Below are 21354 nucleotides of genomic sequence, written 5' to 3' on the forward strand. Positions count from 1 at the left end.
GTCCCAGAGGCAGATGAATTCAGGTCTGTCCAACCCTAAATAAGAATTCACTTTAAAATCAAATAGATAGAGAGGATGTGCCCAAAAGTCATCCACACTTTTTGGCATTTTGCTTTAGCTGTTAGTCTTATGCACCCACAGCCGCGAGGTGGTGGTCGACGTCACAGCGGCGACGTCGATTCCTCGGCCGTGAGCAACACGATGTAGTTTCGCGACTATTTTGCCGCGGCCCTCGACGTGCCGGCCTGCAGGTCCGCCTCGTCGGCAACGATGGAGGCAGCCTCGTTCTGCAGTATATCCTTTGCGTTCTTGCGGGCCTTTTCGATGGCAATATCGGCGCTCAAGCTGCGCTCGTTGGCCTGCAGGCCATCATCCTCGCCGGTATCGATGCCGTCATTGGACTGTCCGCGCGCCTTGATGCGGTTTGCCTGGGCGGTCAACTCGTTGCGGCGTTCGGCTTCGTTGAGAGAGATGACCTTCTTGTCGCGCTGCTCCTTCAGCGTGGTGACGTCTTCCACGAAGCGCTGGTATTCCGGATCATCCTTCACGCGCGCGTCATGGCGACCTTGCAGCTGCGGTAGCAGCGCCTGGATGTCACCCCAGGGCTTGTAATTCGCCGGCTTTACCTGTGTCCAAGGCAGCGCGTTGTCGTAGCTGGATTCGCCGAAGGTCTTGAGGTCGGCAAGTCCCGGCAGGCTGATATCCGGCGTCACGCCGCGCAACTGCGTCGTACCGCCGTTGACGCGGAAGAATTGAGCGACCGTCAGTTTCAGCTCGCCGAATTTCGGTTTCTGATTGTGGGCCACCTGATCGAGATTGACCACGGTCTGCACCGTGCCCTTGCCGAAGCTCGGTTCACCGATGATCACGCCGCGACCGTAATCCTGGATCGCCGCCGCGAAAATCTCGGAGGCCGATGCCGAGCCGCGATTGATCAGCACGCCGACCGGGCCGGTCCAGGCCGGAGCGGCAAGATCATCGCTCTCGACCTCCACCTCGCCGCCTGCATCGCGCTGCTGGACGACCGGACCCTTGCCGACGAACAGGCCTGTCAGGTCGATCGCTTCGGCCAGCGAGCCGCCGCCATTGTTGCGCAGGTCGATCAGGACGCCGTCGACCTTTTCCTGCTTCAACTCGCCGAGAAGCTGGGCGACGTCGCGGCTGGCGCTGCGGTAGTCCTTGTCGCCCTTGCGCCGGGCTTCGAAATCCTCATAGAAAGCCGGTAGAGTGATCACGCCGATCCTGCGCGTCGTATTACCATCCTTTACCGACAGGATCGTCTGCTTGGCAGCCTGCTTGTCGAGGCTGATCTTGTCACGGACGAGACTGATGACGTGATGCTTGCCATCCGGCCCGGCATCGGCGGGCAAAATATCAAGGCGTACGACTGACCCCTTGGCGCCGCGTATCATCTGCACGATTTCATCGAGTCGCGTGCCGACGACTTCCTTGATCGGACCGTTTTCGCCTTGACCGACGCCGATGATGCGATCGCCGACCGCGAGCTTGCCGGAGAGTTGCGCCGGGCCGCCTGCGACCAGTTCGCGGATCGTGGTGTAATCATCCCTTTCCTGCAGCACCGCGCCGATACCGACCAGAGAGAGCTTCATGGAAATATCGAATTCGGCCGAGGCGGTCGCGCCGAAATAGTCGGTATGCGGGTCGACCGACGTCGTATAGGCGTCCATGAATGTCTGAAAGACATCGTCGCTCTTGTATTTATAGGCGCGCTCGAGGGAGTTTTCGTAGCGCTTGTCGAGCGTATCGCGAATGGCGGCATCATCCTTGCCGGCTAGCTTGAGGCGCAGCCAGTCGTTCTTGACCCGTTTGCGCCAGAGATCGTTGCTTTCCGCCTCGGTTTGTGGCCAAGGCTCCTTGTCGCGCAGGAGCGCGTAGTCTTCCTTGGTGGTAAAGTCCAGCTTCTGGTTGAGCAGGCTGCGCGCATAGGTCATGCGGTCGACGACGCGCTGCTCGTACACATTGAAAATGGAAAACGGGATATTCAAGTCTTCCTGATTGATGGCGTCATCGATCTTGGTGCTGCCCACCATGAACTTGTCGATATCGCTCTGCAGGAAGATGACACGGTCCGGATCAAGGGACTTGATGAAGCGATTCATGATCCTGGCGGAGAGGACGTCGTCCAGTGGGACCGGCTTATAGTGGAAGCGCTGCAGAAATTGCGCCGTCAAATGCGCGGCCTGCGCCTGCTGCGGCAGCGGTGTCAAAACTGGCGGTGAACCGGCTTCCAGAGCATATGCCGATGACGCAAATGCCAGGAACAGGCAGAGGAAACCATATTTCGTACGCATCAAGTCTTGGCCCGATTCTCAACGTTAAATGTTCAATCTATAATCTAGGTGGAACAATTATGGTTTTTTGGCAACCAGACAGATGCTTTCCTTCGGGAAAGATTCTCGAAACATTTGCGTGAAGCGAGTGTGACTGTCGTCGGCAGATCGACAAAAGCGAAGCCAGGGGCGCCGAAGCCAACCTTCAAATGTCAGAGGCGCCACGCGAGCCGTTCGGTGGCGTCGGCGCGGTAGGCCCGGCGGATTCATCGTCGGATCAGCCCATTGATGACCGACGCCCCATCCGATCGCGCGATTGGGGCTTGCCGGCCATGCGGCCTGGAATGACCGCCCAAATACAGCTGCAATAAAATAGAAGAAGACCTGGAGGGAAACCAGGTCTTCTTCCGTCTCTGATCGGAGGTCTAGTTCAGATCAGATTAGAAGCTACGCTCGAAGCGGAGAACGCCAGCCCACTGGTCTTCGTTGATCGAATCCCAGTTGGTGTAGGTGACTTCCGGCTCGATGAGCAGGTTCTTGACCGGCTTCCACTTGACGTTCGTGGTCGCCGAGAAGGTCTTGTTGTCGGTATAGGCCAGCTGGAGGTTCCACTTCAGCTTTTCGTTGACCGGAACGCCGACGCCGCCCCAGACAGCCCAATCGCCCCAGCTCTGGCCGATCGAATCGCCATTGGCGTACTTGTTGAGCTTGTCGCCATCGGTGTTCCAGCCACCCATCAAGAAGGCGTCGAATACGCCGAAGTCAGCGTCAACACGAGCCTTGATGGCGCCTTCTTCGACGATCGAGTCGTAACCGCCGACGACCTTAAAGCCCCATGCGCCAGCCTTGTAGCCAACACCGGCGACGACGTCCGGGGCGTAGTGGTTGTGGCTGTCTTCGCCGTTTGCACCCGTGGCGCCCGAACCGGAGTTGCTGTCTTCAACCGAGATCACAGCCGTGAAGCCGTTGCCGGCGTCGTAGTTGTAGGTGATCTGGTTCAGTTCGTACGGGCCATCGCCGATCACGTCGTCGTTGATGACGTCGCCGGCGTAGCCGGTGAAGACGTTGAACTGAGAATCTTCCTTACCGATGGTGAAACCGCCGAGGCTGATGCTGGCGTGCAGCAGGTTGGTAGCCGTAGCGCCGCCGTCATTCCAGTCCCAACGCAGTTCAGTGTTGGTCTTCAGCGGGCCGTATTCGGTGTCGGTTGCCGTCTGCAGCTGCAGTTCAGCGCGGGTGTGCCAGAGAGTGCCATAGTGAGTGTCTGGGCTGTAGGCGTCGTACCACTTTCCTTCGGTACGAACCTTACCGCCGATCTTGAGGCAGGTTTCGGTGCCCGGGATGAAGAAGTAGCCAGCGCCGTATGCGTCGCAGATGCGGACATATTCCAGCGGCTCCGGCTCGGCTGCGACAATTGCGTCAGCCGCGTGAGCGCCGGATACTGCTGCCAAAGCAGCAGCGGAGCCGAGAAGAAGGCTCTTGATATTCATTTTTTCTCCAATCGATTTGCCGGATCGGAACGCAGCCGGAGGTTTTCCGCCGCGTTCATCAATTCGGTGTTCCCTCTTACCGAAAGCCCGAAAGACTTTCGTGCTGGCACGCTAGCGGGGCTTTTGATGCATCGGAATAGAATAATTCGAAGTTATAAAGTAATTACCGTCATAAATTCGTCAAAGATGCAAAAATACACCATAAAATCACGCGACCTTAGTATGTATATGAAGTATATTAGAAATCTATACTTAATAAACGTACGAAATGTATGTTATTAGTCGAAAATTTTTCAAAAATAATAAGTAAAGAATACAAACTATACAATAATTACTGAGGAGTTCATATAGCGCGAATCCTGACTCAATCTTACTCAAGTCAGTTAGATGAATTGCGGAGGGATCGGAGGTCGTGGTTTACGACCTGCCAATCTACGGGTGGAGAGGGGAAGTGCTGCTCGGCAGCGCGCCTTGAGCCGAACTTAGCGCAGGCCACTCGCGGACTCGGGCAATGCTTCAATAGCAGATGTCCCCCGGCCAAATGGCTGGATTAGGAGACCGGCGCAATTGTGGGACCGCCGGTCCACGGGGTTTGGCAGGCGGATTCAGCCGTGCGGAATGATTCGCAGCCGCCGAAGCAGGTCCCTCTGTGTTTTAATGGGCTTCCGCGGGAACCAATGGAACTTCCGCGCCATTGGCGTCGTAAAGCTTGCCGTTCAGGAAATAATCGCCGTCATGCAGGCCGGCAATGTCCTGATAGCGGATCAGGCGCTCCGTTCCCGCGACGAAAACCGATTGCTGATCCGAGTTTCCGGTCGTCAGGTGATTGAACAGGAGGTTCAGCGCGATCGCCATCAATGCCGCCGAGCTGATGCCGGAGTGGAAGATGGTGATGACCCATGCGGGAAAGTGTTCGTAGAAGCCCGGCGAGGCAATCGGGATCATGCCGAAGCCGATCGAGGTCGCCACGATGATGAGGTTCATGTTGTTCTCATAGTCGACCTTGGCGAGTGTCCGGATACCGCTTGCCGCGACCGTCCCGAACAGGACCAGGCCTGCTCCTCCGAGGACGGAACTCGGAACGGCGGCGACGATGCGGCCGACGATCGGCAGCAAACCGAGAGCGACGAGAAAGAGGCCGCCGGTCGCCACGACAAATCGGCTCTTGATGCCGGTCACGGCCACGAGGCCGACATTCTGAGCAAAGGCGCTCTGCGTGAAGGAGCCGACGACCGGGGCGAGGATGCTGGAAAGCATGTCGGCACGTAGGCCGTTGCCGAGCCGGCGCGCATCGACCTTGGTGCCGACGATCTCGCCGACGGCGAGGATATCCGCCGAGGTTTCGACCAGCGTCACCATGATGACGATGCACATCGAGATGATCGCCGCGGTATCGAACACGGGATAGCCGAAATGGAAGATCTGCGGCAGCGCGACGAAGGGACCGCTCGTCACCCGCGAGAAGTCCGCTATGCCGGCCGCATAGGCGATCCCCGTCCCGATCATGATGGCGAGCAGGATCGATAGTCTTGATATGGCGGCACTACCCAACTTGCTGAGCAGCAGCACGATCACGAGCGTTACCGCCGCAAGGAGAATATTGGCCTGGCTGCCGAAATCCGGCGCGCTCCGGTTGCCGCCCATCGCCCAGCCCGCCGCGACCGGCATCAGCGTCAACCCGATGGTCGTAATCACGATGCCGGTGACGATCGGCGGAAAGAAGCGGGTGATGCGTGAAAAGACGGGCGTGATGAGGAGCCCGATGAACGATGCCGCAATGACTGCGCCGAGAACGGCCTGGATGCCCCCATGTCCGGTAATGGCAATCATCGTCGCGACGCCAGAAAAGGATACGCCCTGCACAAGAGGGAGACGGCTGCCGAAGAACGGTATTCCGATCGTCTGCAGGATGGTCGCGAGACCGCCGGCAAACAGCGATGCGGTCACGAGCAGACCCACGTCGAGAGGTGTCAGGCCCGATGCCTGGCCGATGATCAGCGGAACGGCAACGATGCCGCCATACATGGTCAGAACATGTTGAAGGCCATAGGCCAGATTGGCGCCAAGGCTGAGTTTTTCATCTTCGGGGGCCAGACGTGCGGTATTTTCCTCTGCTGCTATTGCCAAGGTAATCTCCTCCATACCTTTGCGTTCCTCGTTTCCTCCAAACGAGCGTTGCACGTTACGGTGTGCGCCGTCCGATGACTTTATAGAAAAATGCGAAACACCTTACCAGAAGGCCATGCCCGCGCTGGTCTGGTTGGCGGACCGCGATCTTTCGCTGGTGGAATTGGGAGGGGGGAACGCTCCATGCAGCCGACACGGAGCAGCGACTTTATATCCCCTCGCGTCGACACAAGTGACGATGCGGCCATTGAGGCCGGTTCAGTCTCGCGAAAGAATACATGGGCAGAAACATATAGTCCATTTTCGGGCTCGAGTATCATTCAGAAGATTTGGGTGGGGTATAATGAGCGAGTATCAAAACAAGGCGGTCAGGTTGTTGGCTTCGAGCGTCGGCCACGAGTCCCTGCTGGATTTGAACGATCGCCGGGATGCGTTTTTATATCGAGCTCTGGAGCTCTATTTCGCTGCCGGCGGCGCCTTGGATGCAATCCAGCCGATTATCGAGAAAGTCTATTCGCAGAACAAGCCACGCGTGGATATAGCTGTTGGCGATGTGCTTTATAAATTGGCCGGCGTCGGTCATGCAGCCGATATCGATATCATACAGGCAGGTTATAATAAGCTTGATGACACCAAGCAGAAACTTGCGGGCGAGAACCTCCATCTTTCCCGATAGGAGAGTTGGCCTGCCTCGTCAGCGGCCGCAGAATTGGGACAAAATCATTTGGTCCCCTTAATACCTCGCGTCCTGGAACCGCCTCCATCTTCCGGGGGATAGCGGATTTTGATGGCACGATGAACCCTGGATGAGTTCGTGCACGTATCGTGCATTCTTTTTCGATTTGTGAAACTACCTTGCGCAGCGATAGGGTTTCTATCTGGAACTTGCGCGCCTTTTGCACGCTCTTGCTGATATTCTGAGCATCAGTGATTTGAGGCGCTGCGGGAGGGAAAATACTCAAGATGGCCGAGAATGCGATCTATGTGTACCAGTCGATTGCACGTGCGGTTTGCGATCACGATGCCGGCACGATGTTCGGCCTCATGGGGGATGCCAACCTCTTCATGATCGACCACTATGTACGCGGATGCGGCGGCCGCTTCGTGCCGGCGGCCCATGAGGGAAGCTCGGTCCTTATGGCGCTCGCCTATGCCCATGTCTCCGGAAAGGTCGGTGTGGCCAGCGTGACTCACGGTCCGGCTTTGACCAATTGCGTCACCGCTCTCACCGAAGGTGCCCGCGGTTCCATCCCCATGGTGCTCCTGGCGGGCGACACGCCGGTCGTCAACCCGCACCATCTGCAGAGCATCGATCAGCGCGAGGTGGTCAAGGCCACCGGCGCCGGCTTCGAGCAAATGCGCTCGCCAGAAACGGCAACGTGGGACGTTGCCCGCGCTTTCTATCGTGCGAGAGTCGAGCGGCGCCCGATCGTCTTGAACATGCCGGCCGATTTCATGTGGTGCGAGCAGGCCCACATGCGGGCCGTGTTCGAAGTCTTCGATGCCCCCGGATATGTGCCTGAAGGAGATGGGTTGGACAGGGCCATTGGCATAATTGCCTCTGCAAAGCGTCCGCTCATCCTCGCGGGCGGCGGGGCTTGCGCTGCGCGCGATCAGCTTATCCGCCTGGCGGACCGGCTGGAGGCTCCGCTTGCGACGACCTTGAAAGCAAAGGGGCTCTTCGGTGGCCATCCCTATAATATGGACATTTTCGGCACGCTCAGCACCCCTGCCGCCTATGACCTGATCGCCAGGACGGATTGCCTGATCTGCTTCGGAGCGGGATTGCATGATTTCACCACTGACAGGGGCAAGCTCCTGAAGGGTAAGCGCGTCGTCCAGATTGACATGGATGCGCGCGCGATCGGCAAGAACATTCATCCGGATGCGGCCTTGGTGGCCGATTCAGGCCTGACGGCAGACAATTTCGTCCATTGGCTGGATGCGGCTGAAATTCCGCCGAGCGGCTTCACGCAAGAACTGGATGTTCCATCGCTGACCACCCATCCACGCGATCAGCGCGGCAAGACGAGCGCGGGATATGTGAACTACATCTGGGCGCTCGAAGAGCTGGAAAAGGCCCTGCCGAAGAACCGAGTGCTTGTGACCGACGGCGGGCGTTTCATGACCGAGGTCTGGTGCCGGATTTCCGTCAGCGACCCGCGGAGTTTTGTCGTGACCGCAAATTTCGGCTCGATCGGCCTGGGATTGCAGGAAGCGATTGGCGCAAGCGTCGCCGCGCCGGATCGCCCGGTGGTGCTTTTCACTGGCGATGGCGGTTTCATGATGAGCGGCGTCAACGAGTTCAATACCGCCGTGCGCCTCGGGCAGGACCTGATCGTCATCGTCTGCAATGATTCCGCCTATGGGGCCGAACATATCCAGTTTCGTGATCGCAGCATGGATCCGGGGCTAACCCAGTTCAACTGGCCTTCCTTTGCCGAGGTCGCGACTGCGCTCGGCGGACACGGGGTTGCGGTCAGCTCGGCTCATGAGCTTGAAGGGGCTCTGGACGCCATCAGGAATCGTAGCCGCCCGGTGCTGATCGAGCTGCGCCTCGATCCCAACGACGTGCCGCGAATGCGCATCTGACGATCTTTTCCGTAGTCGCGAGAGGTAAATCGCCTTCAAGGGGCAAGGTGAGGATCAGCCGGTGATCCCGTGGTGGGCTGCCGTCTGTGCGCTGATGCGCTTACCGAGGCGTCTCCGCCGGATCGTTGCGATGCGGTGTCGATGACTGTAAAGCAGAAGAGGTTGCGCTGGGGCTTGGCGTGGAATATCGCCGCAGAAACACGATAATTGCGATGCGCCGATGTATTTGGGTTCTGATCCATGAATGAAAAGAAAGATATTGCCGGGCTCTGCAAGGAGAAGGGGCTGCGCTTGACGGCTCCGAGGCAGGCAATAGCCAAGGTTCTGTCCGAGGCGTCGGATCATCCGGATGCGCTGGAAATTCATCGCCGCGTCACGGCGATCGATCCCGGCATCGCGATCGCCACCGTTTACCGGACGCTGAGCATCCTTGAGGAAAACGGCATTCTCGAGCGTCATTCCTTCGGAAACGGTCCGGCGCGTTTCGAAAGTGCAGATCAGGAGCATCACGACCATCTGATCAATATGGAGACCGGCACGATCACCGAATTCCGGTCCGATGAAATCGAGCGCCTTCAGGAAGAGATTGCGCGCAAGCATGGTTTCGAGATCGTCGGGCACAAGCTCGAGATCTATGTCAGACCCTTGAAAAGAGCGCGCGGCCGCAAAAACATCGGATAATCCGGCGGCCACAGGTCGTTCGAGAAAATGAGCTTTGCCCCTGGTGCCCGCTGAATATCTCCCGGCGTCGGCTTGTATTCGTGATCTGCGCGCCCGATTTGGCGATGGATTCAACGGTCGCGTCATCACTTGCAACGTTCCTTGCCATGTCGGCGATGATCCTGAAGGCCGTAACCGCTTTGAATTTTCTTCAGCAGTGCTTGGGACCGCCGCCAGGGCGGCGGCAAATGCGCCCGCCATTTCCGCCAGGACAGACTATTCCACGCTGTCGAGCATACTACCTCCAGATTGATATTGAGACCTAATTACATCTAGCAGGTGGTCCCGTTCTTTTTGCAATTGATACTGATTTGCATAAATGGTTGACGCTCGCTCGATTTCCCATATCTTGCAATTAAGAATGAGTTGCAATTAAGAAATCTATGCCGACTCCCCAAGGCTGGAGAAATGCGATGACTGAAATAGTGAGGCAACCGACATTGTCGGAACGGACGGATGAGCAGATCCGAGAGGTGCTGGCTGGACGGCGGCGAGGCGTCCGCGCGATGCTGCTCTTTGCCGGCCCCGCCATGATCGCCTCCATCGCCTACATGGATCCCGGCAACTTCGCGACGAATATCCAGGCAGGCTCCAGCTATGGTTATTCGCTGCTATGGGTGGTGCTGATGGCGAATCTGATCGCCATGCTGTTCCAGGCGCTGTCGGCCAAGCTCGGCATCGTCACCGGCCGCAATCTCGCCGAGATATGCCACGATCGGTTTTCGACGCCGGTTCGCATCGCGATGTGGATTGTCAGCGAGGTTGCCGCCATGGCGACCGATCTTGCCGAGTTCCTCGGGGGCGCCATCGGGCTGTCGCTGCTCTTCCAGATGCCGCTTTTGGCCGGGATGGCGGTGACCGCCATCGTCACCTACGGCGTCCTGTTGTTCGAGGGCCGCGGCTTCCGGCCGATGGAACTCATCATCGGCGCGTTGGTGGCCGTCATCGGCCTTTGCTACGTCATCGAAATGTTCATCGCGCCGGTGGCCTGGGGGCAGGTCGGCTTGGGGCTCGTGACGCCATCCATGCCTGACATGACTGCGTTGACCATCTCTGTCGGCATTATCGGCGCAACGGTCATGCCGCATGCCGTCTATCTGCATTCCGGCCTCACACAGCATCGTGCGCCGGCCCGCAATGATTTCGAGCGGCGCAAGCTGGTTCGTTTTTCGAATTGGGAGTGCATCATCGCACTGGCGGTGGCCGGTGCCGTCAATATCGCCATGGTGGTCATGGCGTCGGCCGCCTTCCATGCCGGCCATCCCGAGGTCGCCGAGATCGAGACAGCCTATCACATGCTGACGCCGCTTCTGGGTGGCGCGGCGGCCGCCGTCTTCCTTGTGTCCCTGATGGCCTCGGGCATTTCGTCGTCGGCTGTCGGCACCATGGCTGGTCAGATGATCATGCAGGGCTTCGTCGGCTTCCATATTCCGATCTGGGTGAGGCGTCTGGTGACGATGCTGCCGGCCTTCGCGGTCGTTCTCTTCGGCGTCAATACGACCGATGCCTTGCTCTATAGCCAGGTCGTCTTGTCCTTCGCGCTGCCAGTTCCGATGATCGCGCTTGTCATGTTCACGCGTAATCGCGCCATCATGGGGGATTTCGCAAACGGCCGGATGACCGATATCGCCGCGATCGTCGGAACGATCGTGATCCTGTGCCTGAACGTGATCCTGCTTCTGCAGACTTTCGGCATTCCGATCCCTGGGCTCGCCTGAGACCGCCGCGCCTGATCCCCAGAGAAAGCCGGCCCGAAAAATATCGCGCGTTCGGAGGGAAGGGCGGCAGGCCGATGGTTGGCCGTTCGACGCCTGCTTTTGATTTGCCGCAATCGCGTATTCTTCTGCGAGGCGGTAGATGTCTTCAATACAGTCGATCTTGCCGCAGAATTCGATGGAGTTGCTGGGGATTTCGAGGCTGGTCTGTCATCAATGAGATATAGGGTTTCGATGAAGTCGAACGATGCGATGCTGCATTCTTCCTGACCCCACTCCGGCGTCAATTCAGCGGGGAGGACTTCATGGCGGGCTTGATCCGCGTCTATCGTTATCTGCTTGCCCTGCTCGCTTTATCGGGTATCGCGGTCTCATATATCGCCATCACACCGGGCGTGCATGTTTCACGGCTGACGATGACGGTGAATTTCTTCAGCTATTTCACCATGCAATCCAATCTTCTGCTCGCTGTGACACTGCTTTGCGCGCAAATTGCGCCGCTCTCATCGATCGGCAAATGGGCGAACAAGCCGTCAGTACGAAGCGCCCTTCTTCTTTACGTGGGGATCGCCGGCATCGTTTACGCTTTGATGCTAAGGGACGTTTGGCACCCTCGCGGGTGGCAATTGCTCGGAGACCAGATACTCCATTATTGCGTTCCGCTGCTGTACGCCGCGGATTGGATTTTTCTGAGTGAGCGCGGCAGGCTTTCCTGGCGCGATGTGCTCTGGTGGTTGGCTTTTCCCGCGGCATACTCCGCTTATACGCTTGCGCATGGATATGTCTCTCACTTCTACCCATACCCGTTCCTGGATGTCCGCGATATCGGCCTTGAAGCGGTCCTTCTGAACATGGGGTCCCTGGCATCGGCCCTGCTGGCTTTGGGAGGAGTGCTGACTTTTCTCGACTGGGTCGGTGCCAGGCAACGGACCTTTCGGCGCGCATAGGCAATATTGTTGCGAAGGCGAATTCGTCACTGACCAATTCGCCGCCGCGCGGCTCTTGTTTGAGCTTAGTGGTCCGCCCATTCCGGCAGTTGCGTAACGGCCGCCGGGCTGGAAGCACGCGTGCCGGAAAGGCTTGCTTGGCCGAGCGCCACGACCGCGACGGTTGCGATGCTCGCGGCGACCGAAACCCAGAAGCCGTTTGCAGGCCCGAAGCTGTCCACCACCCAGCCGGAGACGAAGGCACCGAGTGCCATGCCGATACCGATGCCGGTCATCACCCAGGTCACGCCTTCGGTCAGCATGGCTTCGGGCACGCGGCGTTCGATCAATCCGAAGGCGGTGATGAAGGTGGGGGAAATGGCAATGCCGCTAAGGAAGACGGCAAAGGCAAGCAGAGCGACCGAGGTGCTGGCAGCCAGAAGCGGCAGGGAGGTAAGGGCGAGAACGCTGACGGCCACCAGCAACTGGCGCTGCAATGGCATCTTGAGGTTCAGCGCTCCGATGATGAGACCGACGATGAAGGAGCCGAGCGCATAGACGCCGATGACGATGCTGGCGGCACCCGGCTCTCCGAGTTGCTTGGTGATGGCAACGGCACTCACTTCCGCCGTGGCGAAGGTGGCGCCGACAAAGATCAGGGCGAGCGTGATGATCTGGACCGGCCGCAGCCGGATCGCCGAACGTTGCGAGCCTGCCGAGCCAGCCGCGCGCACCTTCGGCTCCGTCGATCGCTGCGCCAGGAAGGCTGCCGATCCAAGCGCGAGGAAGATGGTGCTGACGACCATGCCGGCTTCCGGGAACAGCGAGACCGCTAGTCCGACGGAAAGAGATGCACCCATGATGTAGACGAGTTCGTCGGCGGCGGATTCGAAGGCGAAGGCTGTATTCAATTCGGGCCGGTCCCGGAAGATCTCCGTCCAGCGGGCGCGTACCATTGCCGGTATGCTCGGCATGATTGCCGCGAAGAAGGCCGAGGTAAACAGTGTCCAGGCCGGCCAGACTTGGTTTGCGGCGATAATGAGAATGATGAAGGCGATGACCGAGAGTATGGTGGCGGGCGTAACGACCGCACGCTGACCGAGCCGGTCGACGAGGCGCGATATCTGCGGCGAGACAAACGCATTGGTCAGGGCGAAGGTCGCCGAAACGGCGCCGGCCAGCCAATATTCACCGCGCGTCTGAGACAGCATGGCGACGATGCCGATGGGAGCCATGGCAAGCGGAAGACGGGCAAAGAAGGCCGCGGCCGAAAAGCTCCTGGCGCCCGGTGCGCGGAAAATCGCTCTGTACGGATTGGACATCGGAACATTCCCTGTATTGAACGAAATGGCCGCAAACATACGCGGCGTATGTGAGTGAAGTAATTGCATACGCGGCGTATGTCAACTAATATACGCGGCGTATGCAAATTAATGCTGGTGACCGACGGAGACGCAATGCGCAAACCTCGCAGTGAAATGATCGCGGAGACGCGAGCCAAGCTGTTGGCTGCCGGCCGTAAGGCATTCGGTAGCGTCGGCTATGCCGATGCATCGATGGACGACTTTACAGCGGACGCCGGACTGACGCGGGGCGCACTTTATCATCATTTCGGCGACAAGAAGGGGCTGCTGCAGGCCGTCGTCAGCGAGATCGATGCGGAAATGACCACAAGGCTCTGTCAGATCGCGTCGAAAGCGCCGTCGCGCTGGCAGGCATTCGTCGACGAGAATGTCGGTTATGTCGAGATGGCGCTGGAGCCGGAAATCCAGCGCATCATGTTTCGTGACGGGCCTGCCGTGCTCGGCGAGCCCTCCGGATGGCCGAGCGCCAACGGTTGTATCGCCACGATCAGGGAAAGCCTTCGTTGCCTTCGCGAGGAGGGCATCATCGTTGATATCGACGTGGAAGCCGGTGCTCGCCTCATCAATGCTGCAAGCAGCTGTGCCGCGCAGTGGATCGCCAATTCGGACGATCCCGAGACGACCTCGAAACGGGCGGTGGGCGCATTCCGGACTTTCCTTGAGGGCTTGCGGGTCGACAACGGTTGATCGGTCTTAGTTCGCTTAGTCGGCCGATGCGGCGGTGAAGACTGCCAGTTGAGCCTCGAAGGCCCGCTTGTATGCCGGCCGGGCCTCGCCGCGGGCGACATAGGCGGAGAGGTTCGGATATTCCTGCAACAGCCCCGAGTCCTTCAGCCTGAGCAGGACCGATATCATCAAAAGATCGCCGGCACTGAATGCATCCTCGAGCCAGTCGGCGCTGCCGAGGCGATCGGAAAGTTCGTTCAGCCGCTGGTGGATGCGCTCATCGATCATGGACAGGCGCTGCTGGTACCAAATCTGATCGCGCTCCTGGATTCTTGCGATTGCGCGATCGATGATCGGCGGCTCCACCGTGGAGAGCGCAGCAAACATCCATGTGATCGCCCGTGCCCGCGCCTTGGCGTCGTCCGGCAGCAGCCCGGCATGACGCTCCGCGATATGGAACACGATCGACCCCGATTCGAACAAGGCAAGGTCGTCCTCTTCATAGGTCGGGATCTGCCCGAAGGGATGAAGGGCGAGATGTGCAGGCTCCTTCATCGCCTTGAAGGAGAGGAGGCGCACCTCATAAGGCTGTCCGACTTCTTCGAGCGCCCAGCGAACGCGCATGTCGCGCGCCAGGCCTCTGCCGCGATCCGGCGATTTTTCAAAGGCCGTGATTGTTATCGTCATTGCTGCTCTCCGTGGCTTTGTCTGCCTTAAAGACGATCGGCTGAGCGAGAATCCGACACTCCATTCTCGAGATGGTTTTCAGAGCCGGGAACGATGCGTGCCAGTGCATCTCATTTCGCAGTTCGACTGCCTGCTGATCAGTTCATGGGTAAGCCGCGCGGCAGACGCGCGTGATGAGATTGCGCAGCCATTTATGAGCGGGGTCGGCGTCGACGCGCGGATGCCATATCGCGGCTACGAGTATTTCCGGCGTTTCGAACGGCAATTCAAAGCTTCGAATACCAAACTCGCCCACCGGCTCGTTCAGCTTGCTCTTGCCGAGGCAGGAGAGGGGGACAGCCGCGATGAAATCCGTCGAAGCTGCAATTCTCATCGCATCCGGAAAACCAGGCACCACGACGCGGATTTCCCGTTTCAGACCTTTCCTTTCCAAGGCCTCATCGACCGTTTCGGCAAATTCTCCCTTTCTGGACGCGGCGAGGTGACGGCAGGCCGCATAGCGCTTTGCCGTTACCGGCCCGCCCGTCAGCAGAGGATGACCTTCCCGCGCCACTCCAACCAGCCGATCGCGAAGCAGAAGCCGCGTGCGCAGCTCGGGCGCAGGCACGCCTAAGACGCCGATTTCCAGATCGATCAATCCTTCCCGCAACATGTGCGGCTCCTTGTCGCGCTTGAGCACGAAGCGGATGCGAACGCGGGGCGCGGCCTCAGTGATGGCCGCGACAAGGGGCGCAGACAAAAGCTCAAGAAAGGCTTCGCTCACGCGGATCGAAAATGTGGTCTCCAATGTGGTAACGTCGAGTTCGCCGGCCGCAGGCCGAAGAATGGCGCGCGCATCCAGTGTGACGGCATGAACGCGATCCCGAAGGGTCTCGGCAAAACGTGTTGGCACGAGGGATCTGCCTGCCCTGACAAGCAACGGATCCCCCGTCACGGCGCGCAGCCGCGACAGCGTACGGCTCATGGCGGAAGGGCTCAAGCCAAGACGCTTTGCCGCTTCCGTCACACTCCCCTCGGCAAGCAGGACGTCAAGGGCGATGAGAAGATTGAGATCTATGTCTTCCATGGCATTTGGGTAGACCAGATCGATCGCCATGCCTAGCGTCCGACGCAACTATTCTTTGCATCCTGTGCGTCTGGAGAAATCCGGATCGGGCTTTCATATTGGGCTCGCAGCAAACAAAGGAGGCGTGCCCATGCCGTCATCATCATCGTCCGCCGGCAGCATCCTGATCATCGGTGCATCACGCGGTCTCGGCCATGCCATGGCCGAAGAATTCTTCAAGAAGGGCTGGTCCGTCGTCGGCACGGTGCGGGCATCGACGGCGAGGACGAAACTGCACGATCTGGCGGACCGTTCCGATGGCCGCGTCACCATCGAAACGCTCGACATCAACGAGCCGGAACAGCTCGCCTCGCTGCGCGCGCGCCTCGACGGCCGCGTCTTCGACATGCTGTTCGTCAATGCTGGAACGACGAATGTCCCGACCGAGACGATCGCGGAGGTGACGACGGAGGAGTTCGTGCGCGTCATGGTGACGAATGCGCTAAGCCCGATGCGGACCGTGGAAGGATTGCAGGACCTCGTTTCGCCGACGGGGCTGATCGGCGTCATGTCCTCGGGCCAGGGGAGCGTCAGCAACAATACCACGGGCATGCGGGAGGTCTATCGCGGCAGCAAGGCGGCCTTGAACACGTTGATGCGCAGCTATGCCGCCCGGCACGCGGATGATGCGCGTGCATTGGTGCTCATGGCTCCCGGGTGGGTCAAGACCGATCTGGGCGGTCCCGACGGGCGGCTGACGATCGAGGAAAGCATTCCGAACCTGGTGAATGTACTTCTCGGCCAGCAAGGGAAGCGAGGCCTTGAATATCTGGATTATCTCGGCCGAACGGTTCCCTGGTGATCCGTCGTCAACGTAGCACATCAGCCTTGAGGTACCGCTGGATTGGAGCCGGCGCCTGGGATTGGGCTGACGATTGTTCGGCGGATCGCCGAATACATCACGGAAATGAATCGAAGCTGGCCGACCGATTCAAAACACTCGTTGGACCGCAGCCGCGTGATCGACGATTCTTCCGGCATGCTTACTCAGCCCTATCATCTCTATATCGAGCGCACCAACGCCACGAAGAACATGGCACGCTATTATGCACTGGAGATATCGACGACCCTGTTCGGCGACACGTGTCTTACGCGACGATGGGGCCGCATAGGCTTCAGCGGACAGACGATGGCGCATCATTTCGAGGATGAAAGGGATGCCGTCAGACTGTTCCTCGCACTGACGCGGCAGAAGCGGGCAAAGGGCTATCGCCCGTGTCCCCTGCGAGGCAGGGCGCTCACATGATTTCCATGGCGCCCGAGTGCACTACCCGAGATCTCGGGTAGTGACGTGTCCATAATGATTAGAGCGGTCTGACGTTTTCCGCCTTCGACTTGCCCGTCTTCCGGTCCTGACCCAGATCGTAAGAGACGGATTGCCCCTCCCTGAGCACATTGCCGTATTGCAGGGCGGAGACGTGAACGAAAACGTCAGGTCCTCCGCTTTCCGGCGTAATGAAGCCAAAGCCCTTGTCGGTGTTGAAAAACTTAACCGTGCCAGTTGGCATGAAATCCCCATGTCTTTGCAGTTGATCGCGGCGGCAACCTAGCGGGCAACTGCTGTCAGATCAAGCACATCTGCTAATGGCGCCCGTCAGGTCCTGTGATCAAACGTGTTTTTTCGCACCAGATCGTCTTTGAAGTCTTGTATCAGCGATAGCCATTCCTTCCGTGACTCGGCTTTGCCTGCTTTCGTCGAGCATTCGCGCGCAGCTCCGGTCAGCCGCGGTAACTGGAATCTGATAGAACTCTGATGGACTAGCCTGCAAAAGGATCTATTCTTGCGGTCCATCTTCCAGTCTTGGAAGCATCAATCAATCGATCTGCCAACAAGCACGAGCTCCATCCATGACCAAAGGCTCCGATCTCCTGGTGGCCGCACTCGAAAACGAGGGTGTCGACCGTATCTTCGGTATTCCAGGCGAAGAAAATCTCGATGTTGTCGAGTCGATCCGCAAATCGTCCATTCAGCTGGTGCTGACCCGGCATGAGCAGGCCGCCGCGTTCATGGCCGCGACCTATGGTCGCCTGACCGGCAAGCCGGGTGTCTGCCTGACGACGCTGGGGCCAGGCGCCTTGAACCTTTCGACGGGCGCGGCATACGCGTTGCTCGGCGCCATGCCAATGGTGATGATCACCGGCCAGAAAGGGATACTTTCGTCCCGGCAGGCCCGGTTCCAGGTGGTAGACGTGGTGGCGTCGATGAAGCCGCTCACCAAGCTTGCCCGGCAGATCGTTTCGCCGCAGATGATCCCGACGATGGTCAGGGAGGCATTCCGGATCGCACAGGAGGAGCGGCCGGGACCGGTCCATCTCGAGCTTCCGGAGGACATCGCCGCCGAGGAATGCGCGCCGGTCGCTCTCGTCGCTCCGCATCAACTGGAGCTGCCGATCGCAAGTGACGCGGCCCTCGATCGCGCGGCCACCCTCATCACCGCGGCAAAACGCCCGCTGCTCATGCTCGGGGCGGCCGCTTCGCGTCCCCGGTCGACCTCTGATATCGCGCAGTTCGTCATCCGCACCGGCATCCCGTTCTTCACGACCCAGATGGGTAAGGGAACGGTCCCGGGCGGAACCGAGCTCTACATGGGCACGGCCGCACTGTCGGAGCGGGACTATGTTCACGAGGCGATCGAGCAGGCCGATCTCATTATCACCATCGGCCATGACACGATCGAGAAGCCGCCCTTCATCATGGGCAAGGGTGGTCCGAATGTCGTCCATGTCGGATATCAGCCAGCGACCGTCGAGCAGGTCTACTTTCCTCAGTCGGAGGTCATCGGCGACATTGGCCCATCGTTGAAGGCGCTGGCGGATCGCCTTGAGGGTAAACTGCCGAACGCACAGGCCCTTCTTCATCTTAGGGAACGGATCCTCGAGCGTATCGCGGATCGGGCGACGGAAGATCGGTTCACGCCGCAGCGGCTGGTCCATGACATCCGGGAAGTCATGCCGCATGACGGCATCCTCGCGCTCGACAACGGCATGTACAAGATCTGGTTCGCCCGGAACTACCGGACGCGCATGGCGAACACGCTGCTGCTCGACAACGCCCTCGCAACAATGGGTGCCGGGCTCCCTTCGGCCATGGTCGCCTCGATGCTCTATCCCGAGCGGCGTGTCATGGCAGTCTGCGGGGATGGCGGCTTCATGATGAACTCGCAGGAGATTGAGACGGCCGTCCGGCTGAAACTGAACCTTGTCATCCTCGTCATCGAGGATGACGCCTATGGCATGATCCGCTGGAAGCAGGCGGTGGACGAATTTCCGGACTTCGGAATGACGTTCGGCAACCCAGATTTCGTTAGATATGCGCAATCTTATGGCGCCAAGGGAACGAGGGTCGACGACATCAGCCAGTTCAAGCATGCGCTCGAAGATGCTTTTTCCGGCGGTGGTGTTCATCTCGTCAACGTCCCGGTCGATTATTCGGAAAACGAACGTGTGCTGGTGAAGGAATTGCGCGAACGGCTTCCCGCCATTCTGGAGGATCAAGATGACGCCTAAGCTGAAGGTCTATCAGGCATTCGATCGCGCGCTCATTGCCGAAATACCGGCCGATGATGCCGCTGTTCTCGAGCATAAGCTCGATGTCGCCGCGAAAGCCTATGCCGATCGTAGCGCCTGGTTGCCCACGCATCGCAGGATGGCTATCCTCAAAAGGGTGTCCGAGCTTCTCTCGGAGAACCGTGAACGCTTTGCCATCATGATCGCCCGCGAAGGTGGCAAGCCGCTGACGGATGCGATCGTCGAGGTCACGCGCGGGATCGATGGTCTCCTCAACGCGGCGGACGAGCTGCGCAATTTTGGCGGCAAGGAAATCCCGATGGGCCTGACTGCTGCCAGCACCAACCGATGGGCTTTCACCACCAAGGAGCCGATCGGCGTCGTGGCGGCGATATCGGCGTTCAACCACCCCCTCAATCTCATCATCCACCAGATTGCGCCGGCTGTGGCCGTTGGCTGCCCCGTCATCGTCAAGCCGGCGGCAACCACACCGATTTCCTGCACCGAGATCGTCAAGCTGTTCTGGGAGGCGGGACTGGACGAGCGCTGGTGCCAGACCTTCATCACCGAGGACAATGCGCTTGCCGAGAGCCTTGCTGTGGATCAGCGCGTCGCCTTCCTGAGCTTCATCGGTTCGGCGAAGGTCGGCTGGTATTTGAAAAGCAAGCTGCCGCCAGGCACGAGATGTGCGCTGGAACATGGTGGAGCAGCCCCCGTCATCGTCGATCGCAGCGCCAGCATCGACGCGATCGTCGGGACGATCGTCAAAGGCGGATACTATCACGCGGGGCAGGTCTGCGTGTCGGTGCAGCGCCTCTTCGTGCACGATGATATCCTAGCCAACTTCACCGACGCCCTTGCCGCCAAGGTCGCAAGCCTGCGTGTCGGCGATCCTACGTTGAAGGAGACGGAGGTCGGGCCGCTGATCCTGCCGCGCGAGACGGAACGTGTCGCAAGTTGGATCAAGGAAGCGACCGATGCGGGAGCAAGGCAATTCGGGGGAGGGCGGCTGTCCGAGACGACGCTTCTGCCCTCCGTCCTGCTCGATCCGCCGGCGGACACCAAGGTGTCGCGGCTCGAGGTGTTCGGACCGCTGACCTGTGTCTATGGCTATAGCGACATCGACGAGGCGATCCGTACAGCCAACTCGCTGCCCTACGCATTCCAGGCGAGCGTCTTTTCCACCGATATAGCCGTCGCGCTCAAGGCGGCAAGGCATCTCGACGCATCCGCGGTGCTCGTCAACGACCACACGGCGTTTCGAACCGACTGGATGCCTTTTGCCGGGCGCAGGCAGTCGGGATATGGTGTCGGGGGTATTCCCTGGACGATGGAGGAGATGGCCGACGACAAGATGGTGGTGTTCAACGGCGTCAGCTAGGCGAGCCTCGGCAAGCCTGATCCTCGGACTTCCCCCGCGCGATCTTTGCGGCCGGGCAATTATTTCAGTCGGAAACGGAATTCGCCTGCCTTCAGCGCTGTCATTGAAGCCCTGCGACAATCCTAAAGGCAGAATCTCTTAGATCCGACCCGATATCATCTGCGTGATGAGGGTGATACGGTGAGACCGAAAAGCGGGTCTTATTCTGCCGTGGCGCTCGAGTTCCGCCAATCCGTGGAGCGCCGCCCAGAAAGTCTCGGTAGCGGTATCCCCATCCTTGAAGAATGGCGTGATCACGGTCGCCATGGCACCAAAACCTTCACGGAGCTGTGCTGGCGTGTCGGATTTGGCGAAGCGGAGACCGGTCGGAAGGATAAACATCGCCTCATACATTGCAGGCCGGGCGAAGGCGAAATCGAGATAGGCGGTCGCGACACTTTCCACCAATTCTCCGGGCGTGGACGATGGCCGGATCGCGGCACGCAGTATTGCCGCCAACTCACTAAAGCCCTCAAGCGCGACCGCGCCGACGATTTCGTCGCGATTTTGGAAATGCGAATAGAGAACGGGCTGGCTGTATTCTATCTCGTCGGCAAGACGCCGGATCGTGACCGAAGCCCAGCCGTCGCGTTCCGCGATCGTCCTTGCGGCAGCAACGATCCTGCGGCGTCGTTCGTCCTTTTCCCGGATCTTGCGTTCGCTGATGCCCACGTTGGCTCCCGTCTTCATTCGCGATTTCTCTGCCGGCGAAGCTATCAAAAAGAATGTCGATTGACAAACTAG

Annotated in this window: 18 protein-coding genes and 1 pseudogene; 10 read left to right on the forward strand and 9 right to left on the reverse strand. The window is 59.2% G+C overall.

The features are described 5' to 3' along the window. Window positions 1–215 precede the first annotated feature (215 nt). The 3 genes from AC13QY_RS07295 to AC13QY_RS07305 form a co-directional block, all read right to left on the reverse strand. Entirely contained in the window at window positions 216–2312 is a 2097-nt protein-coding gene (locus AC13QY_RS07295) for a carboxy terminal-processing peptidase (RefSeq protein ID WP_488493083.1), read from the reverse strand. Window positions 2313–2731: 419 nt separating this feature from the next. Continuing rightward, on the reverse strand, window positions 2732–3781 hold the full coding sequence (locus AC13QY_RS07300; protein WP_488493084.1) for a porin: 1050 nt from the start codon (window positions 3779–3781) through the stop codon (window positions 2732–2734). A 654-nt stretch (window positions 3782–4435) separates the two neighbouring features. Then, a complete protein-coding gene (locus AC13QY_RS07305; RefSeq protein WP_488493085.1) occupies window positions 4436–5908 on the reverse strand; it encodes a nucleobase:cation symporter-2 family protein in 1473 nt (490 codons plus the stop codon). Between the two features lie 343 nt (window positions 5909–6251). Here AC13QY_RS07305 and AC13QY_RS07310 point away from each other — a divergent pair, with 343 nt between their 5' ends. The 3 genes from AC13QY_RS07310 to AC13QY_RS07320 all read left to right on the forward strand — a co-directional run bounded on the left by AC13QY_RS07310 (window position 6252) and on the right by AC13QY_RS07320 (window position 9181). Continuing rightward, window positions 6252–6584, forward strand: coding sequence for a hypothetical protein (locus AC13QY_RS07310; protein ID WP_229002209.1), 333 nt, complete (start codon window positions 6252–6254; stop codon window positions 6582–6584). Window positions 6585–6871: 287 nt separating this feature from the next. Then, entirely contained in the window at window positions 6872–8500 is a 1629-nt protein-coding gene (locus tag AC13QY_RS07315; protein WP_113353288.1) for a thiamine pyrophosphate-binding protein, read from the forward strand. Between the two features lie 240 nt (window positions 8501–8740). Continuing rightward, entirely contained in the window at window positions 8741–9181 is a 441-nt protein-coding gene (locus AC13QY_RS07320) for a Fur family transcriptional regulator (protein ID WP_145321404.1), read from the forward strand. Window positions 9182–9192: 11 nt separating this feature from the next. Here AC13QY_RS07320 and AC13QY_RS07325 read toward each other — a convergent pair. After that, window positions 9193–9421 (reverse strand): annotated as a pseudogene (locus tag AC13QY_RS07325) (metal ABC transporter solute-binding protein, Zn/Mn family); the annotation flags it as partial. Window positions 9422–9633: 212 nt separating this feature from the next. On the opposite strand from AC13QY_RS07325, the gene AC13QY_RS07330 reads away from it, so the two are divergent. Further along, on the forward strand, window positions 9634–10938 hold the full coding sequence (locus tag AC13QY_RS07330; protein ID WP_113353287.1) for an Nramp family divalent metal transporter: 1305 nt from the start codon (window positions 9634–9636) through the stop codon (window positions 10936–10938). Window positions 10939–11240: 302 nt separating this feature from the next. Beyond that, window positions 11241–11882 (forward strand): Pr6Pr family membrane protein, encoded by a 642-nt coding sequence (locus AC13QY_RS07335; RefSeq protein WP_488493086.1) that lies wholly within the window; start codon window positions 11241–11243, stop codon window positions 11880–11882. Between the two features lie 65 nt (window positions 11883–11947). On the opposite strand, the gene AC13QY_RS07340 is transcribed toward AC13QY_RS07335, so the two are convergent. Next, the gene (locus tag AC13QY_RS07340; RefSeq protein WP_488493087.1) at window positions 11948–13183 is read right to left on the reverse strand and encodes an MFS transporter; all 1236 of its coding nucleotides are present in this window, start codon (window positions 13181–13183) and stop codon (window positions 11948–11950) included. A gap of 135 nt (window positions 13184–13318) precedes the next feature. On the opposite strand from AC13QY_RS07340, the gene AC13QY_RS07345 reads away from it, so the two are divergent. Beyond that, window positions 13319–13912 (forward strand): TetR/AcrR family transcriptional regulator, encoded by a 594-nt coding sequence (locus AC13QY_RS07345; protein WP_162748838.1) that lies wholly within the window; start codon window positions 13319–13321, stop codon window positions 13910–13912. A 15-nt stretch (window positions 13913–13927) separates the two neighbouring features. Here AC13QY_RS07345 and AC13QY_RS07350 read toward each other — a convergent pair whose 3' ends face one another. Next, complete coding sequence (locus AC13QY_RS07350; RefSeq protein WP_488493088.1) at window positions 13928–14578, reverse strand: glutathione S-transferase family protein; 651 nt, start codon at window positions 14576–14578, stop codon at window positions 13928–13930. 142 nt (window positions 14579–14720) lie between these two features. Continuing rightward, the gene (locus AC13QY_RS07355) at window positions 14721–15644 is read right to left on the reverse strand and encodes a LysR family transcriptional regulator (RefSeq protein WP_113395200.1); all 924 of its coding nucleotides are present in this window, start codon (window positions 15642–15644) and stop codon (window positions 14721–14723) included. Between the two features lie 130 nt (window positions 15645–15774). On the opposite strand from AC13QY_RS07355, the gene AC13QY_RS07360 reads away from it, so the two are divergent. Together AC13QY_RS07360 and AC13QY_RS07365 are read left to right on the forward strand one after the other, a co-directional pair. Then, window positions 15775–16485: an SDR family NAD(P)-dependent oxidoreductase gene (locus tag AC13QY_RS07360; protein WP_488493089.1), complete on the forward strand. Its 711-nt coding sequence runs from the start codon at window positions 15775–15777 to the stop codon at window positions 16483–16485. 177 nt (window positions 16486–16662) lie between these two features. After that, complete coding sequence (locus tag AC13QY_RS07365; protein ID WP_488493389.1) at window positions 16663–16929, forward strand: WGR domain-containing protein; 267 nt, start codon at window positions 16663–16665, stop codon at window positions 16927–16929. A 58-nt stretch (window positions 16930–16987) separates the two neighbouring features. On the opposite strand, the gene AC13QY_RS07370 is transcribed toward AC13QY_RS07365, so the two are convergent. Continuing rightward, on the reverse strand, window positions 16988–17191 hold the full coding sequence (locus tag AC13QY_RS07370; RefSeq protein WP_047631453.1) for a cold-shock protein: 204 nt from the start codon (window positions 17189–17191) through the stop codon (window positions 16988–16990). Window positions 17192–17531: 340 nt separating this feature from the next. On the opposite strand from AC13QY_RS07370, the gene AC13QY_RS07375 reads away from it, so the two are divergent. Both AC13QY_RS07375 and AC13QY_RS07380 read left to right on the forward strand, forming a co-directional pair. After that, the gene (locus AC13QY_RS07375) at window positions 17532–19190 is read left to right on the forward strand and encodes an acetolactate synthase large subunit (protein ID WP_488493090.1); all 1659 of its coding nucleotides are present in this window, start codon (window positions 17532–17534) and stop codon (window positions 19188–19190) included. Continuing rightward, on the forward strand, window positions 19180–20571 hold the full coding sequence (locus tag AC13QY_RS07380) for an aldehyde dehydrogenase family protein (RefSeq protein ID WP_488493091.1): 1392 nt from the start codon (window positions 19180–19182) through the stop codon (window positions 20569–20571). Before AC13QY_RS07375 ends, AC13QY_RS07380 begins: the two co-directional genes overlap by 11 nt. Before the next feature lie 138 nt (window positions 20572–20709). Here the strand turns inward: AC13QY_RS07380 and AC13QY_RS07385 are convergent, their stop codons facing one another. Then, window positions 20710–21282 (reverse strand): TetR/AcrR family transcriptional regulator, encoded by a 573-nt coding sequence (locus AC13QY_RS07385; RefSeq protein ID WP_113353566.1) that lies wholly within the window; start codon window positions 21280–21282, stop codon window positions 20710–20712. Window positions 21283–21354 lie beyond the last annotated feature (72 nt).

It is taken from the genome of Martinezella sp. CNPSo 3795, from assembly GCF_057784475.1.